Genomic DNA, 14,190 nt, shown 5'->3' on the forward strand with positions numbered 1-14,190 from the left:
CCCTCACGGACTCGCCCTCACGGACTCGCCCTTACGGCTTGCGTCCGACGCCACCGAAGGCGTCCAGCTCGGCGGGGGTGCCAGCGCTGCCCTCGGGTCGCCACAACGGGCAGGAGACCACCCCGGGCGCCACAAGTTCCAGCCCCTCGAAGAAGCTCGCGATCTCCTCCGGGGTACGGAGGGTGTACGGAATCGCGCCGGTCTCGTTGTAGCGGTCCTGCGCTTCGGCCACCTCGGCGGCGATGACGCTGGTGCCGTCGTTGATGGAGACATAGCTGCCGGACGGCAGCTCCGCCAGCAGCCGGCGCACAATCGACCGCGCCTCATCGGTGTCGGAGACATGCCCGAGGATTCCGCTCAGAATGAGGCCGACCGGCTGGCTGAGATCCAGTGTGTCGGCGGCGGCTGCCAGGATCTTGTCGGGCTCCCGCAGATCCGCGTCGATGTACTGGGTCACTCCTTCGGGTGCGCTGGTGAGCAGGGCACGGGCGTGCGCCAGCACCAGGGGGTCGTGATCCACGTAGACAATCTTCGACTCCGGAGCCACCCGCTGGGCGACCTCGTGGGTGTTCTCGATGGTGGGCAGACCGGTGCCGATATCCAGGAACTGCCGGATCCCGGCCTCTCCCGCGAGATAGCGGATCGTACGCGTGAGAAAGCTCCGGGAAGCGCGGGCGACCTCGACCACACTCGGAGAGACCTTGCGGAACTCATCGCCCGCCACCCGGTCGACCTCATAGTTGTCCTTGCCGCCCAGCCAGTAGTTCCAGATCCGCGCCGAGTGCGGCACCGTGATATCGATCCGGGCCAGTACATCCTGGTCGGGAGCGGTTGCAGAGGTAGCCGACTCGTCTGCCATGGGGTCTCTCCTGCGGTGCGTCGCGCCAACTGTCACCGCACAACGTAGGCGCATGAGCACAACACGGCTAGATGGCGCCTTAAACGGGCGGTATCCGCCAGTTCCACTCCACCACGGGCGGACGCGACGCCATCCCCGCACGGCCGGTGGCCCAGCGCAGCACCTGCCATGGGCTGTCGGCTCCCACCTCGGCTTCCGGCAGCAGCCGGGCGAGGAGCCAGCGGCAGGTATCCGGTGGAGCGTCAAAGGGAACGCCCAGGGACGCGGTGATGTCGTCGGTGTGCAGCAGTGTTTCGGCGGCACCGAGGGCGATCAGGCTCTCGGGGTCGGTCATGCCCGCCGGATGGTAGGCCCGGGTGGACTCCGCCACGGTGGCTCCCACCGTGGCGAGCAGCTGACCGCCGGCCAGGATCACCTCGGTGAGCTGCTCAGGTGAGGCGTCCTCTTCGGCGCGCACCAGAAAGGCGAGACGTTCAGTGGCCTGCCGGGCGAGGGAGGCGGCGTACCAGATGAGATTGTCGGCAATGTGTTCGGCAGCGGCCCGGCAGTCGTTCTCCAGCCCTCGTGCCCGCACGCCCCAGTCGCGCGCCGTGGCGCCGCGCAGGGTCTGGACGCTAGTCTCCACCGCGGCCAGCAGTTGCTCGGCGGGGGCCACCCGGCCGGACTGCTCGGTCATCCAGGAACTCCTCGCCAGTCCGACAACCAGAGCCGGAACCAGAGCCGGGAACGGCCCCAGAGAGTCAGGCCTCTCTCCAGGGCCGTTCCCGCAGAGGTGTCGCGCTGGTGGCACAGGCGGACCAGCACCCCCCACAGGGCCAGCACCGCCGCCTAGCGACTCGACACCCCGTCCCGCGGGTTGCGAACTGAGTCTGTCGAGAATCTCCACGTCTCGCACATCGACCGAACAGAATCAGTAACGTTGCGTATTAAATAAGTGGCAGGAAGTGATGCGCTGAGGCCAGCGTGGCATATCCGGAGACCCACGCCCACCAGCACTGTTCCTCCGCCACCGCCCCGCCGTGTGCGTTACGTGATGTCAACAGGGGGATACGAGCCGCATCGAACACGGCTGGAAACAGTCGGAGACGTTGCCGAAATCGACCGGTTCGCTGGCTGACTACCGGCGCTGCCTGGCGGCAGCACTGTAACTACCGGCGCTGCCTGGCGGCAGCGACCTGCCGGGACATGATCGTGGTCAGCTCGTACGCGGTGTGGGATGCCGCCACCGAGGTGATCTCGGCGTGATCGTACGCCGGGGCGACCTCCACCAGGTCGGCGGAGACCAGGTGGCAGTCCGCCAGCCCACGCAGGATCTCCAGCAGCTCGCGCGAGGTGAGCCCGCCCGCCTCGGGGGTGCCGGTGCCGGGTGCGTGGGCCGGGTCCAGCACATCGATGTCGATAGATATATAGAGCGGCCGGTCACCGATACGCTGCCGGAGCTGGTCGGCCACCTCGTCCACACCCCGGCGCATGACATCGGCCGAGGTGACGATGCCAAAGCCCATCTTCTCGTCGTCGTCCAGATCCTTCTTGCCGTACAGCGGACCACGGGTGCCCACGTGGGAGAGGGCGGAGGTGTCCAGGATGCCCTCCTCGACCGCGCGCCGGAACGGCGTGCCATGGGTGTACTCCGCGCCGAAGTAGGTGTCCCAGGTGTCCAGATGGGCGTCGAAGTGCAGCAGCGCGACCGGGCCGTGCTTACGGGCCACCGAGCGCAGCAGCGGCAGCGCGATGGTGTGGTCACCGCCGAGGGTCATCATCCGGGCACCGCTGTCCAGGATGTCGTCCGCCGCGGCCTGCACCGTCTCGACGGCCTCATCGATGTTGAACGGATTCGCAGCGATGTCCCCCGCGTCCGCGACCTGGGCGAGCGCGAAGGGAGAAGCGTCCTGCGCCGGGTTGTACGGGCGCAGCAGCCGGGAAGCCTCCCGGATGGCGTTGCCGCCGAACCGGGCCCCCGGCCGGTAGGAGACGCCCGTGTCGAAGGGCACACCGACCACCGCGACGTCCGCCCTGCCGACCTCATCGAGGCGGGGCAGCCGGGCAAAGGTCGCCGGACCGGCGTAGCGCGGGATACGGGAGGAGTCGACGGGGCCGACCGGACCGCTGGGCTGCTGGGGGATGGTCTCGCTGCACATACGCTCGAGCGTAGGCAGCGACGGGGTCACCACCACATGGACGTTTCTGAGCGGGCGGGCGCCACCTTTTGGACACTGCGTCCATCTACTGCTCGTACGAGCGACAATGACCCTATGTCTCTGCCCTCAACATCCTCAGCGCCGTCCCGCCCGGAGCTCATAGAGCACCTCGTAAGCACCAGGATCGCCGGGGATGTCGCCACCCCGCGGGACAACAACCTCGCCCACTACCGCAAGCTCGCCAATGGCGACCGGCACTACTGGCTCGGTCTGGAGCTGGGCGACCGGTGGACCGATGAGCAGGACGTACTGGCCGTGATGGCCGAGCGCTGCGGGGTCGCCGACGACCCCGACCACCGCTTGGGGCAGGACACCATCGACCCCGGCCTGACCGTCGACGCCCTTGACCGGGCCGCGGTCCGGCTGCGCAAGGCGGCCGACGACAGACAGCGGGTGCTGTTCGCCACCGGCCACCCGGGTGGGCTGCTGGATGTCCACAGCGGCGTCGCAGCCGCGCTGCGCGCCGCCGGGTGCGAGATCGTCCGTATCCCGCTGGGGCTCACCGCCGACCAGGGCGTGGTCGTGCAGCTCGCCGATGTCGCGATGCATGAACGGGGGGCGACGCTGTGGCACACGCACTCCCCGGAGCCGATGAAGGAAATCCTCGACGCGCTTCAGCGGGAGGGCGAGCCGCTGCCCGACCTGGTCTTCGCCGACCACGGCTGGGCGGGCTGTGCCGGGCAGCGCGGGATCGACACGATCGGCTTCGCCGACTCCAATGATCCGGCGCTCTTCCTGGCCGAGGCGGAGGGGACGCTGGCGGTGACTGTTCCGCTGGACGACCATGTGCTCAACCCGCGCTACTACGAGCCGATGACGGCCTACCTGCTGGCCACGGCGGGGCTGACCAGCTAGCTCTGCACCGCCATCAGCCGACACGCGGCTCCGCCGCGTGCCGGGGGTTCCGCCCCGGCTGCGAGCGCGCCGTGGTGAGTGTCCCCGTATCCCGCCCCTTCCCGGTTGTGCCGATATGCGGCTCCGCCGTGTGGCGGGGCTTCGCCCGGTTGCGGGGGTGCCGGGCTGTGGGTTTCCCCATATCCCGCCCCTTCCCGGCAGTACCGATATGCGGCTCCGCCGCGTGGCGGGGCTTCGCCCCGGGGCCCCGGGGGTGGCCGGGTGCGGGCCGGTGGCCGGGTGTTGTGCCCACCCTCCCCCATAGCCTTAAGGGCATGGGGGGACCCCCATCGCCCCTCGGGCGGCCCGAGTGCCCACAACACCTCGGGGGTCTGGGGGCGTCAGCCCACAGTTTCGGGAAGGGAGGGTTAGGGGAATAGCCCCCGGCCGGGAACAGATGGGCGGCCCGGGATCGCGCGCCACCAAACGCGATCCGGGCCGCCTCCCCTGTGCCGACGTCGCCCATCACGCCGGCAGTGGGCTGCCTGAAGGGGACCGTCACCTCCCGTTCGGCAGCACGCTGCCAGCTATATGCCCAGCGCCGGCACACAATGCACCAGCTACTGGCGGGTAGATTAATCGATTCCCTTACGCCCAGGGGAAGTTGGGCCGAATCCGCCGAGTCAGCCGAATCAGGGGATGACGACCACGGGACGCTGGGCGCGGCGGGCGAGACGGCCCGCCACCGAGCCGAAGATCCGGCCGACCAGGCCATGCGTGGAGCCGACCACAATGGCGTCGGCCTCGTACTCCCGGCCGACCTCCTCCAGCTCATGGCAGATGTCGCCGCCCCGCTCCACGAGGATCCACGGCACCTCGGCCAGATAGTCCGCGCAGGCCAGCTCCAGGCCCAGCACCTCGGTGCGGTGGTCCGGCACATCGACAAAGACCGGCGGCTCGCAGCCCGCCCAGACGGTCGTGGGCAGCCGGTTGGCGACATGGACGATGATCAGGCCCGAGCCGGAGCGCCGGGCCATGCCGATGGCATAGGCGAGCGCCCGCTCGCTCGACATCGATCCGTCAAAGCCGATCACGACGCCATGCTGAAAGGCGGGATCGCAGGAGTGGCGGGCGTCTTCCGCCGTCTCGGGGATCGCCGAGGGATCGGCGACCTGCTTGCGGTCCGCTGGTTCGGGGATCTCGTGTCCGGCCATTGGCGTCTCGGCGGGGAGTCCTCTTACGGAGGGAACGACGGATAACGGATAGTTGCGAGCTCAATAAAACGTCTGGGAAACGTCTTCCCAACGCCCTTACCCCAAGGGTAAGGCGCTACACACCCCGTGCCCAGAGGTTGATGCCGCAGCATGCCGGAGCGTGGCGCGTAGCGCAATGCCGCCTGGTCGCGCCCATGAGCGCTGATGCGCCCCCTGGGGGTGACCTGAGGGGCAGGTGCGGCGTTGGACAGGGTATGTCCGGCCCTCCGTCCGTCTCCGGCGCCCACGGCCGTCGGCACGCTGAGCGTCCCCAGCCGTCGGCGGGGAGGTCCGATACCGCTCGGCGTCCCGGCACGAGCGATCAGGTGGCGGAAGTGGTCCGCTGGGGTGCCTTCAGCTGCGCCCTGGTGCCGGTCGTCCTCTTCATCTGCGGCTCCTCACCCGGTGGCGCCCTCGGCACGGCGTTCGGGCTGGCGGTCGTCACCGCGGTCTGCCGGGCGCTGCTGCGGCGGGCGGAGCGTGTCTCCGTGCGGCTGGCGGCGGAGCGGGCAGGCGGCTCACACCGTGCCCGCACTGGCGCACGCCCAGGCGGGGGCGGGCGACATGGACGCGACTAGCGCGGGACCAACGGCCCGGGCGTACGCTCGGGTATGAACGGGTCGCACATCTGATCCGGCATTCTTTTCGGCCAACTTGCAACCGTGGTACACACCTTGCCAGAGGCGACCCACAACACCCGTCTCACCTGGGCGGAAAGGAGCACTGCGGGCGTGTGCACCCTACGGGTAAGGGGCAGTGGGGCTAGGCGTACTTCCCAGCGGCGCCGACGAGTGGAACGCTTCGTGATCGAATGCTTTACGCCAAGTTGTCTTGTCGACATAGCGCTGAGTGTTGAAGTTGTCCCGTCAGCCTCATTCGACGCAGTAGATTCGATCTTGGCAAAACCACGGCGGGGGAAACCGTGCAGTACCGAGAGGAAGCGACCACTGAGGGGGGCTTAGAAGCATGAGCCAGGACCCAACGCACGGCCCCGCGTCCATCCGAAAGCTGGCAGCGCGCCGCCGCCGCGAGATCGTTGCGGTGCTGCTCTTCGGAGGAGGCCCAATTTTCGAGAGCTCGATTCCGCTCTCCGTTTTTGGAATCGACCGGCAGGACGCCGGTGTCCCCCGCTACCGCCTGTTGGTGTGTGCGGGCGAGGACGGCCCTCTGCGCACCACCGGCGGGCTGGAACTGACCGCGCCATACGGACTGGACGCGATCTCCCGGGCGGGTACGGTCGTCGTCCCCGCCTGGCGCTCCATCACCCAGCCGCCACCGCCCGCCGCGCTTGACGCGTTGCGACGGGCGCACCAGGAAGGAGCCCGGGTGATCGGCCTGTGCACCGGCGCCTTCGTACTCGCCGCGGCCGGGCTGCTGGACGGCCGTCCAGCGACCACACACTGGATGTACGCGCCAACGCTCGCCAAGCGCTATCCGGCTGTCCATGTCGATCCCCGAGAGCTCTTCGTGGACGACGGTGACATCCTCACCTCGGCAGGCACCGCGGCCGGTATCGACCTGTGTCTGCATGTCGTGCGCACCGATCACGGCGCCGAGGCCGCCGGCTCGCTGGCCCGCAGGCTGGTCGTGCCGCCACGGCGGGGGAACGGCACCGATGTGGGGCAGATGCGTCACTTGGACCGTTCTTTACCAGAGGAGATCGGTACCGACCCGCTCGCCGAGGTCGTCGCCTGGGCTCTGGAGCACCTCCACGAGCAGTTCGATGTGGAGACGCTCGCCGCCCGCGCGTATATGAGCCGCCGGACCTTCGACCGCCGGTTCCGCTCGCTGACGGGCAGCGCGCCGCTGCAGTGGCTGATCACCCAGCGGGTGCTTCAGGCACAACGGCTGCTGGAGACCTCTGACTACTCCGTCGATGAGGTCGCCGGGCGCTGTGGCTTCCGCTCGCCGGTCGCCCTGCGCGGCCACTTCCGGCGGCAGCTCGGGGTCTCCCCGGCCGCGTACCGGGCCGCCTACCGGGCGCGCAGGCCGGACGGGACGGGCGGGGACCCCATGGACGGCCTGGAGGGCGGACCACCGGGCGAGTGCCGGGTCCCTTCCGCGCGGACGGAGGCGGCGTCCCACAATTCCGGACTGATAACCGCACCCGCGACCGAGCCGGGTAAACCGGAGGCTGATGTGTACATCCCCAGGCTGCCCGGTCAGCGTAGACGCACTTCGCCGTGAGCGACGTAGGGTGACTCGCATGAACGATCGCATGGTGTGGATCGACTGCGAGATGACCGGTCTCTCGCTGTCCGACGACGCGCTCATCGAGGTGGCCGCGCTGGTCACAGACTCGGAGCTGCAGATCCTCGGCGAGGGGGTGGATATTGTGATCCGCCCGCCCGCCGAGGCCCTGGCCAGCATGCCCGAGGTGGTGCGCGAGATGCACACCGCCTCCGGGCTGCTCGCCGAGCTGGATGCAGGAACCACCCTGGCGGATGCCGAGCAGCAGGTCCTTGCATATGTGAAGAAGCATGTCCCGGAGCCGGGCAGGGCGCCGCTGTGCGGGAACTCGGTCTCCACCGACCGTGGCTTCCTGCTGCGGGACATGCCGACCCTGGAGGATTACCTCCACTACCGGATTGTGGATGTCTCCTCGATCAAGGAACTGGCCCGCCGCTGGTATCCGCGGGCCTACTTCAACAGCCCGGAGAAGTGCGGCAACCACCGTGCGCTCGCTGACATCCGGGAGTCCATCGCCGAGCTGCGTTACTACCGCGAGGCGGTCTTTGTGCCGCAGCCCGGCCCGGACTCGGACACCGCGAAGAGCATCGCGGCCAAGCATGTCCTTCCAGCGGAACCGACTGCCTGAAAAGGCGTGCGCAAGCACCCTCGCTGACCCTGTACACTCGTATCCGGCCGGTGCGGGAAGCACTCTCAAGCACCGGTCATGGTGGGTGTAGCTCAGTTGGTAGAGCACCTGGTTGTGGTCCAGGTGGCCGCGGGTTCAAGTCCCGTCACTCACCCTGAAAGATCAAGGCCCGGCCTGCGAAATCAGGCCGGGCCTTCGTCATGCCCGGGCGCGTGGGAGCACCACGGGAACACGACGCGCACAGTAGGTCGCCATGGGCTCAGCGCACGCCGCTTAGGGGATCCAGCTCTGGACAGTTCTTCTAACCCGTGGGTAGCTTGACCACTGAGCAAGCGCTTAGACGAGAGCGGTACCAGCCCAGGGAGGCGTGCATGCGTCGCACGGTGTTCAACGAGGACCATGAAGTGTTCCGGCAGACCATCCGTGAGTTCATCGCCTCCGAGGTCGTGCCGTACTACCACGAATGGGAGCAACAGGGCTTCGTCCCCAGGGACTTCTACAAGAAGCTGGGCGAGATGGGCGTCTTCGGCATCGAGGTGCCCGAGGAGTACGGCGGCGCGGGGCAGCACGATTTCAAGTTCATTGCGGTGATCACTGAGGAGTGCGCCCGCGCCGGGGTCAGCTTCGGCGGCTCCAGCGTGCACACCGGGCTGTGCCTGCCCTATCTCCTCGCGTATGCCACCGAGGAGCAGAAACGGCGCTGGCTGCCGCCCTTTGTCTCCGGCGACATGATGACCGCCATCGCCATGACCGAGCCCGGCACCGGCTCGGATCTGGCCGGGATGAAGACCACGGCCAGGCTCTCCGAGGACGGCACGCACTACATCCTCAACGGCGCCAAGACCTTTATCACCGGCGGAGTGCAGGCGGACAGGGTGCTGGTCTGCTGCCGCACCGCGCCGCCCACCCTGGAGGACCGGCGCGGCGGGATCTCCATTCTGGTCGTGGACACCAAGAGCGAGGGCTATGTGGTCGGGCGTACGCTCGACAAGCTCGGCCTGAAGACCTCTGACACCGCGGAGCTCTCCTTCACCGATGTCAAGGTGCCAGTCGAGGACCTGCTGGGCGAGGAGGGCAAGGGCTTTGAGTACCTCTCCCACAATCTGCCGCAGGAGCGGCTCGGCATCGCGGTGGGCGCCTACGCACAGGCGGCGGCCGCGGTGCGGTTCGCCCAGGAGTACGTCCAGGACCGTACCGTCTTCGGTAAGTCCGTGGCGTCCTTCCAGAACACCAAGTTTGTGCTCGCCGACTGCAGGTCGGATGTGGACGCCATGCAGGCCGTGGTCGACCGCGCCCTGGAGGCGCATGACGCGGGCGAGCTGAGCGGCGCCGACGCCGCCTCGGTCAAGCTCTTCACCACCGAGACCGCGGCCAAGGTCATCGACAAGTGCCTGCAACTGCACGGTGGCTATGGCTATATGCGCGAATACCCCATCGCCCGGCTCTACGCCGACACCCGGGTCACCCGTATCTACGGCGGTACCAGCGAGGTCATGCGGTCCATCATCGCTAAGTCCATGGGCCTCTGAGGCAACTGACCGAACTGAATATCGTTGAACCATGGACAATGCCCTGAGGTCTCTGCTCGATCTGCTCGATCTCGAACGGATCGAGGAGGACATCTTCCGCGGCGCCAGCCGCCCGTCCGTGGTGCCGCGCGTCTTCGGTGGCCAGGTGGCCGCGCAGGCCCTGGTCGCGGCCACCCGGACCGTACCGGACGACCGGCTCGCCCACTCCCTGCACGCCTACTTCCTGCGGGCCGGTGACCCCGGGGCACCGATCGTCTATACGGTCGACCGCATCCGCGACGGACGCTCCTTCACCACCCGCCGGGTGGTCGCGGTCCAGCACGGACAGCCGGTCTTCCACCTCTCGGCCTCCTTCCAGGTCTACGAGGAGGGCCTGGAACACCAGGAGCCGATGCCGCTCGCGCCTGACCCGGAGACGCTGCCGACCGCCGCGGAGATGCTGCCGCGCTACGCCCACCTCTTCCGCGACCCCGAGGTCGCCCGGCGCCTGGCCCAGGCCCGTGGCGCGGTCGATCTGCGCTACGTCAACGAACCGCCGTACGCCACCGCCGGCCAGCGCCCGCGCGAGGCGCGCTCACAGGTCTGGTTCCGTACGAACGGCAAGCTGGACGGCGAGCTCGACCAGCCGATGCTGCATATCTGCCTGGCGACGTATGTCTCCGATATGACCCTGCTCGACTCGGTGCTGCTCGCCCATGGCCGGGGCGGCTGGGCGGTCGGCGATGTGGTGGGCGCGAGCCTGGACCACGCGATGTGGTTCCACCGGCCGTTCCGCGCGGACGAGTGGCTGCTCTACGACCAGGAGAGTCCCACGGCCCAGGGCGGCCGGGGGCTCGGCAAGGGCCGTATCTTCACCGCCGACGGTCAACTGGCGGTATCGGTGATCCAGGAGGGCGTGGTGCGGATCCCCCGGGACTAGCCCCGCGCCCCTCAGAGACCAGCAGGATTGTCCTTGTTGACCAAGTTGCCCCTATTACCCCCCAAGCCCGGACATAAGCGACTGACTGGGGCCTGCCTGAGGCCCGTCGGTAACACCCGCGGTACAGACTTGCCCGAAACCGGGCAGGATTCTTGCGAAAACCTTCGTGCACCCGCAGTATCGACGGGTGCTCGAACGCCGGACGCCACATCATGACGACCTCATTGACCACTTGGTCCGCACAACCGCGCTGCAGCGTGGCGAAGCGGCCCGGGTCGTCCTTGATGTGCTGGCGTATTTCGACGAGACGGCCGAGGACTACGTACGCCGCCGCCACCGGGAGCTGCAATCGGGTGGGCTGACCAATCCGGCGATCTTCGAACAGATCATGGCAGAGCTGCCGCATCGCGCGGTGGCACCGCCTGAGCTCTCACTGCGGCAACTGCGCCGCATGGTCTACGGCTGACCGTTTCCGGCTGGGCACCCATGAACGCTGAAGAGGGAGAAGTGATATGTGCGGGATTGTTGGATATATCGGGAAACGGGATGTTGCCCCACTCCTCCTGGAGGGCCTTCAGCGACTGGAGTACCGCGGCTACGACTCGGCCGGTATCGCCATCCACAGCACCGGCACAGGCAAGAGCGCGGGGCTGAAGACGGCCAAGGCCAAGGGCCGGGTCCGGGAGCTGGAATCCCGTATCCCCAAGCGCTTCGCGGGCACCACCGGTATCGCGCACACCCGCTGGGCCACCCATGGCGCCCCCAGTGACGAGAACGCCCATCCGCACCTGGACACCGAGAACAAGGTCGCGGTCGTCCACAACGGCATCATCGACAACGCCAGCGAACTGCGCGCCAAGCTCACCGCCGACGGGGTGACCTTCGCCTCGGAGACCGACACCGAGGTGCTGTCCCACCTCATCGGCGGCTCCCAGGCCGAGACGCTGGAGGAGAAAGTCCGGCACACGCTCGCCGTTGTCGAGGGCACCTACGGCATCGCCGTGCTGCACGAGGACTTCCCGGACCGTATCGTCGTCGCCCGCAATGGCTCCCCGGTCGTGCTCGGCATCGGCGAGCACGAGATGTTCGTCGCCTCCGATGTCGCCGCGCTGGTCTCACACACCCGCCAGGTCGTCACCCTCGACGACGGCGAGATGGCCACCATCAAGGCCGATGACTACCGCACCTACACCACCGAGGGCTCCCGTACCGCTCCCTCGCCGACCACCGTGGAGTGGGAGGCCGAGTCCTACGACATGGGCGGCCACGACACCTATATGCACAAGGAGATCGCCGAGCAGGCGGATGCCGTCGACCGGGTGCTGCGCGGCCGGATCGACGACCGTTTCGCCACCGTCCACCTCGGCGGGCTCAACCTCGACGCCCGCGAGGCGCGCGGAGTACGCCGGGTGAAGATCCTCGGCTGCGGCTCCGCCTACCACGCGGGCATGATCGGCGCCCAGCTGATCGAGGAGCTGGCCCGTATCCCGGCCGACGCGGAGCCCGCCAGCGAGTTCCGCTACCGCAACGCGGTCGTCGACCCCGACACCCTGTATATCGCCGTGAGCCAGTCCGGTGAGACGTACGACACCCTCGCCGCCGTCCAGGAACTCAAGCGCAAGGGCGCGCGGGTGCTGGGTGTGGTGAATGTCGTGGGCAGCGCGATCGCCCGGGAGACCGACGGCGGAGTCTACGTACACGCGGGCCCGGAGGTCTGCGTGGTCTCCACCAAGTGCTTCACCAATACGGCCGTGGCCTTCGCGCTGCTCGCCCTGCATCTGGGCCGCATCCGGGATCTGTCGGTGGCCGACGGAAAGCGGATCATCGCGGGGCTGCGGAAGCTGCCCGAGCAGATCGCCGAGATCATGCGGAGCGAGCCGGAGATCGAGCAACTGGCCGCCGACTACGCACAGGCCAAGTCAATGATGTTCGTGGGCCGGGTGCGCGGCTATCCGGTGGCGCTGGAGGCCTCCTTGAAGCTCAAGGAGGTGTCCTACATCCACGCCGAGGCGTATCCGGCGTCCGAGCTCAAGCACGGTCCGCTCGCGCTGATCGAGCCCGCGGTGCCGACCGTGGCGATCCTGCCGGACGACGACCTGCTGGACAAGAACCGCGCCACGCTGGAGGAGGTCAAGGCCCGCAGCGGCAAGATCCTCGCGGTCGCGCATGGCGAGCAGGAGAAGGCCGACCACACAATCGTGGTGCCGCGCAATGAGGTGGAGCTGGATCCGATTCTGATGGGCGTCCCGCTTCAGCTGCTGGCCTACCACACGGCTCTGGCCCTGGGCCGCGACATCGACAAGCCGCGCAACCTGGCGAAGTCGGTAACGGTCGAGTAGTCCGCCTTGGGGCTCCGCCCCGGAACCCCGACCAGGCCCGCGGGGTCGGCGGGCGGTGTCGCGCCCGCCAACCCCGCACAGTGCGGCCCTTACGAGCGCTGGCCCTCTGCCCGGACGACCGCACGTGCGGCTTTCCATGCTTGATAGAGGGCCCGTCCACGGGGGCAGCACGCGCCGCCCACCGTATGGCAGCGCTGGCAGGCCTCAGCGTGCGCCAGCCACCGCCCCCACCGCGAACGCTCCAGCTCCTTACCGGTCATGGAGCACTCCCCTCACCCAGGAGCTCCCGCAGCTGCTCCGCCGCGAACAAGACTGACAGCGCGTATTCCAGCTCCGGGCTGGCGATCACCGCGAGCGCGTCACGGTGAGCACCCGCGTGCCCGGCCTCCCGAAGGCACGGCATCCCCTGCCAGCCCGGACTGTGCACCCCGCACAGGGCCTTGCCAATGGCGTTCACCGGGCCACCTCCACACCGTGGACGGCCCATGGCCCCACATCGATGCCGTCCAGCGCCAGCACAAGGGCGGCCCGCCGCTCCTCCTGCTCCTGCGCCACCAGATACGGCCGGACCATGGCGACGGCGTCACCATCGATCCGCCCGGCATCCCGCTTACGCAGCGCAGCGGGCAGGTACGGCGGGTCCCACGGCCGCACCACGGCCCGACGGTGTACGTGACGCACCTCGGCGACCGGGAGATGCGCTTCGGCCGCCCGTCGGCGGCCGGTACCCGGACCGAACAGGGCTCTCGCCCATTCGACCAGGTAGTGGATAATCGTCAACGTCATCAGCTCCTTTGCAGCTGCTGGCCACGCCCCGGGGTCGTGCAGGACTGCCGGGGTTTCTTTCTGACCATCCCAACTTGGCTATGCAAGCAAGGTATCGACTTCACCTTGGGTATACAAGTGGCTAACCAAGAGTGCCGATGACTGGCAGTCCAGAGGTACCGTTCATGGCATGCGGTTGACGGAGAGCGAAGCCATCGACCGGTTCCTGGCTGCCCGAGTGCTGCGGCTGGCAACAGCGGACACCCACGGGCACCCGCATCTCATTCCCGCGACCTTCGCCGAGTCCGGGGGCAAACTGGTGATCGCGGTGGATCACAAACCAAAGCGGCACCAACGCCTTAAGCGTCTGCGTAATATCGCCGAGAACAGCTCCGTCTGTGCTCTCGTCGATGTCTACGATGACGACTGGAACCGACTGTGGTGGGTCCGCGTGGACGGAGAGGCAGCCATGCTGGAGGATGCCGCAGCCAGAGCCGAGGCGGCGGACCAGCTTGCGGCGAAGTACCCGCAATACCGTGCAACTCGACCGGACGGACCGATTATCGCAATCTCGGTGCACCGCTGGAGCGGATGGTCGTACACGGAGACCTGAGTCCTCAGGAGGCGTGTCAGCAGGGTTACAGTGCCCTCCGCATTCATGCCAGGCCAGGAGTCT

General features: G+C 68.1%; 15 protein-coding genes and 1 tRNA gene. 10 read left to right on the plus strand and 6 right to left on the minus strand.

Annotated features, from left to right (window positions below; all coding sequences use genetic code 11):
* Positions 1-31: 31 nt before the first annotated feature.
* From test1122_RS07230 to speB, 3 genes are all read right to left on the minus strand, one after another.
* Positions 32-859, minus strand: coding sequence for an SAM-dependent methyltransferase (locus test1122_RS07230; protein ID WP_232268335.1), 828 nt, complete (start codon positions 857-859; stop codon positions 32-34).
* Positions 860-938: 79 nt separating this feature from the next.
* Positions 939-1,535 carry a hypothetical protein gene (locus tag test1122_RS07235; protein ID WP_232268336.1) on the minus strand — a complete coding sequence of 199 codons (597 nt, stop codon included), beginning with the start codon at positions 1,533-1,535 and terminating at the stop codon, positions 939-941.
* Between the two features lie 472 nt (positions 1,536-2,007).
* Positions 2,008-2,997 (minus strand): agmatinase, encoded by a 990-nt coding sequence (gene speB / locus test1122_RS07240; protein ID WP_232268337.1) that lies wholly within the window; start codon positions 2,995-2,997, stop codon positions 2,008-2,010.
* Positions 2,998-3,111: 114 nt separating this feature from the next.
* On the opposite strand from speB, the gene test1122_RS07245 reads away from it, so the two are divergent.
* Positions 3,112-3,912 (plus strand): phosphatase, encoded by an 801-nt coding sequence (locus test1122_RS07245; protein WP_232268338.1) that lies wholly within the window; start codon positions 3,112-3,114, stop codon positions 3,910-3,912.
* A gap of 671 nt (positions 3,913-4,583) precedes the next feature.
* Here test1122_RS07245 and test1122_RS07250 read toward each other — a convergent pair.
* Positions 4,584-5,105: a universal stress protein gene (locus test1122_RS07250; RefSeq protein WP_232268339.1), complete on the minus strand. Its 522-nt coding sequence runs from the start codon at positions 5,103-5,105 to the stop codon at positions 4,584-4,586.
* A 365-nt stretch (positions 5,106-5,470) separates the two neighbouring features.
* Between test1122_RS07250 and test1122_RS07255 the strand changes: the two genes are divergently transcribed.
* The 8 genes from test1122_RS07255 to glmS all read left to right on the plus strand — a co-directional run bounded on the left by test1122_RS07255 (position 5,471) and on the right by glmS (position 12,749).
* Positions 5,471-5,722, plus strand: coding sequence for a hypothetical protein (locus tag test1122_RS07255; protein WP_232268340.1), 252 nt, complete (start codon positions 5,471-5,473; stop codon positions 5,720-5,722).
* A gap of 388 nt (positions 5,723-6,110) precedes the next feature.
* The gene (locus test1122_RS07260; protein WP_232268341.1) at positions 6,111-7,331 is read left to right on the plus strand and encodes a helix-turn-helix domain-containing protein; all 1,221 of its coding nucleotides are present in this window, start codon (positions 6,111-6,113) and stop codon (positions 7,329-7,331) included.
* A gap of 19 nt (positions 7,332-7,350) precedes the next feature.
* Entirely contained in the window at positions 7,351-7,962 is a 612-nt protein-coding gene (gene orn, locus test1122_RS07265) for an oligoribonuclease (RefSeq protein ID WP_232268342.1), read from the plus strand.
* 81 nt (positions 7,963-8,043) lie between these two features.
* Positions 8,044-8,116, plus strand: a tRNA-His gene (locus tag test1122_RS07270).
* 217 nt (positions 8,117-8,333) lie between these two features.
* Positions 8,334-9,491 carry an acyl-CoA dehydrogenase family protein gene (locus test1122_RS07275; protein ID WP_232268343.1) on the plus strand — a complete coding sequence of 386 codons (1,158 nt, stop codon included), beginning with the start codon at positions 8,334-8,336 and terminating at the stop codon, positions 9,489-9,491.
* Positions 9,492-9,522: 31 nt separating this feature from the next.
* Positions 9,523-10,410, plus strand: coding sequence for an acyl-CoA thioesterase II (tesB, locus tag test1122_RS07280; protein WP_232268344.1), 888 nt, complete (start codon positions 9,523-9,525; stop codon positions 10,408-10,410).
* A gap of 187 nt (positions 10,411-10,597) precedes the next feature.
* Positions 10,598-10,876, plus strand: coding sequence for a hypothetical protein (locus test1122_RS07285; RefSeq protein ID WP_232268345.1), 279 nt, complete (start codon positions 10,598-10,600; stop codon positions 10,874-10,876).
* Between the two features lie 46 nt (positions 10,877-10,922).
* On the plus strand, positions 10,923-12,749 hold the full coding sequence (glmS, locus tag test1122_RS07290; protein WP_232268346.1) for a glutamine--fructose-6-phosphate transaminase (isomerizing): 1,827 nt from the start codon (positions 10,923-10,925) through the stop codon (positions 12,747-12,749).
* A 256-nt stretch (positions 12,750-13,005) separates the two neighbouring features.
* On the opposite strand, the gene test1122_RS07295 is transcribed toward glmS, so the two are convergent.
* Entirely contained in the window at positions 13,006-13,206 is a 201-nt protein-coding gene (locus test1122_RS07295) for a hypothetical protein (protein WP_232268347.1), read from the minus strand.
* The gene (locus tag test1122_RS07300) at positions 13,203-13,535 is read right to left on the minus strand and encodes a hypothetical protein (RefSeq protein ID WP_232268348.1); all 333 of its coding nucleotides are present in this window, start codon (positions 13,533-13,535) and stop codon (positions 13,203-13,205) included. Before test1122_RS07300 ends, test1122_RS07295 begins: the two co-directional genes overlap by 4 nt.
* Positions 13,536-13,704: 169 nt before the next feature.
* Here test1122_RS07300 and test1122_RS07305 point away from each other — a divergent pair, with 169 nt between their 5' ends.
* Entirely contained in the window at positions 13,705-14,127 is a 423-nt protein-coding gene (locus test1122_RS07305) for a TIGR03668 family PPOX class F420-dependent oxidoreductase (protein WP_232268349.1), read from the plus strand.
* Positions 14,128-14,190 lie beyond the last annotated feature (63 nt).

Origin of the sequence: Streptomyces gobiensis (assembly GCF_021216675.1) — a bacterium.
In the GTDB taxonomy this organism is placed as follows: Bacteria; Actinomycetota; Actinomycetes; order Streptomycetales; family Streptomycetaceae; genus Streptomyces; species Streptomyces gobiensis.

Coding starts and splice junctions, on each gene's coding strand:
- speB (WP_232268337.1), bottom strand. CDS start 2,997: ATGTGCAGCGAGACCATCCCCCAGCAGCCCAGCGGTCCGGTCGGCCCC.
- glmS (WP_232268346.1), top strand. CDS start 10,923: ATGTGCGGGATTGTTGGATATATCGGGAAACGGGATGTTGCCCCACTC.
- test1122_RS07235 (WP_232268336.1), bottom strand. CDS start 1,535: ATGACCGAGCAGTCCGGCCGGGTGGCCCCCGCCGAGCAACTGCTGGCC.
- test1122_RS07230 (WP_232268335.1), bottom strand. CDS start 859: ATGGCAGACGAGTCGGCTACCTCTGCAACCGCTCCCGACCAGGATGTA.
- test1122_RS07275 (WP_232268343.1), top strand. CDS start 8,334: ATGCGTCGCACGGTGTTCAACGAGGACCATGAAGTGTTCCGGCAGACC.
- test1122_RS07260 (WP_232268341.1), top strand. CDS start 6,111: ATGAGCCAGGACCCAACGCACGGCCCCGCGTCCATCCGAAAGCTGGCA.
- test1122_RS07250 (WP_232268339.1), bottom strand. CDS start 5,105: ATGGCCGGACACGAGATCCCCGAACCAGCGGACCGCAAGCAGGTCGCC.
- test1122_RS07305 (WP_232268349.1), top strand. CDS start 13,705: ATGCGGTTGACGGAGAGCGAAGCCATCGACCGGTTCCTGGCTGCCCGA.
- tesB (WP_232268344.1), top strand. CDS start 9,523: ATGGACAATGCCCTGAGGTCTCTGCTCGATCTGCTCGATCTCGAACGG.
- test1122_RS07300 (WP_232268348.1), bottom strand. CDS start 13,535: ATGACGTTGACGATTATCCACTACCTGGTCGAATGGGCGAGAGCCCTG.
- orn (WP_232268342.1), top strand. CDS start 7,351: ATGAACGATCGCATGGTGTGGATCGACTGCGAGATGACCGGTCTCTCG.
- test1122_RS07245 (WP_232268338.1), top strand. CDS start 3,112: ATGTCTCTGCCCTCAACATCCTCAGCGCCGTCCCGCCCGGAGCTCATA.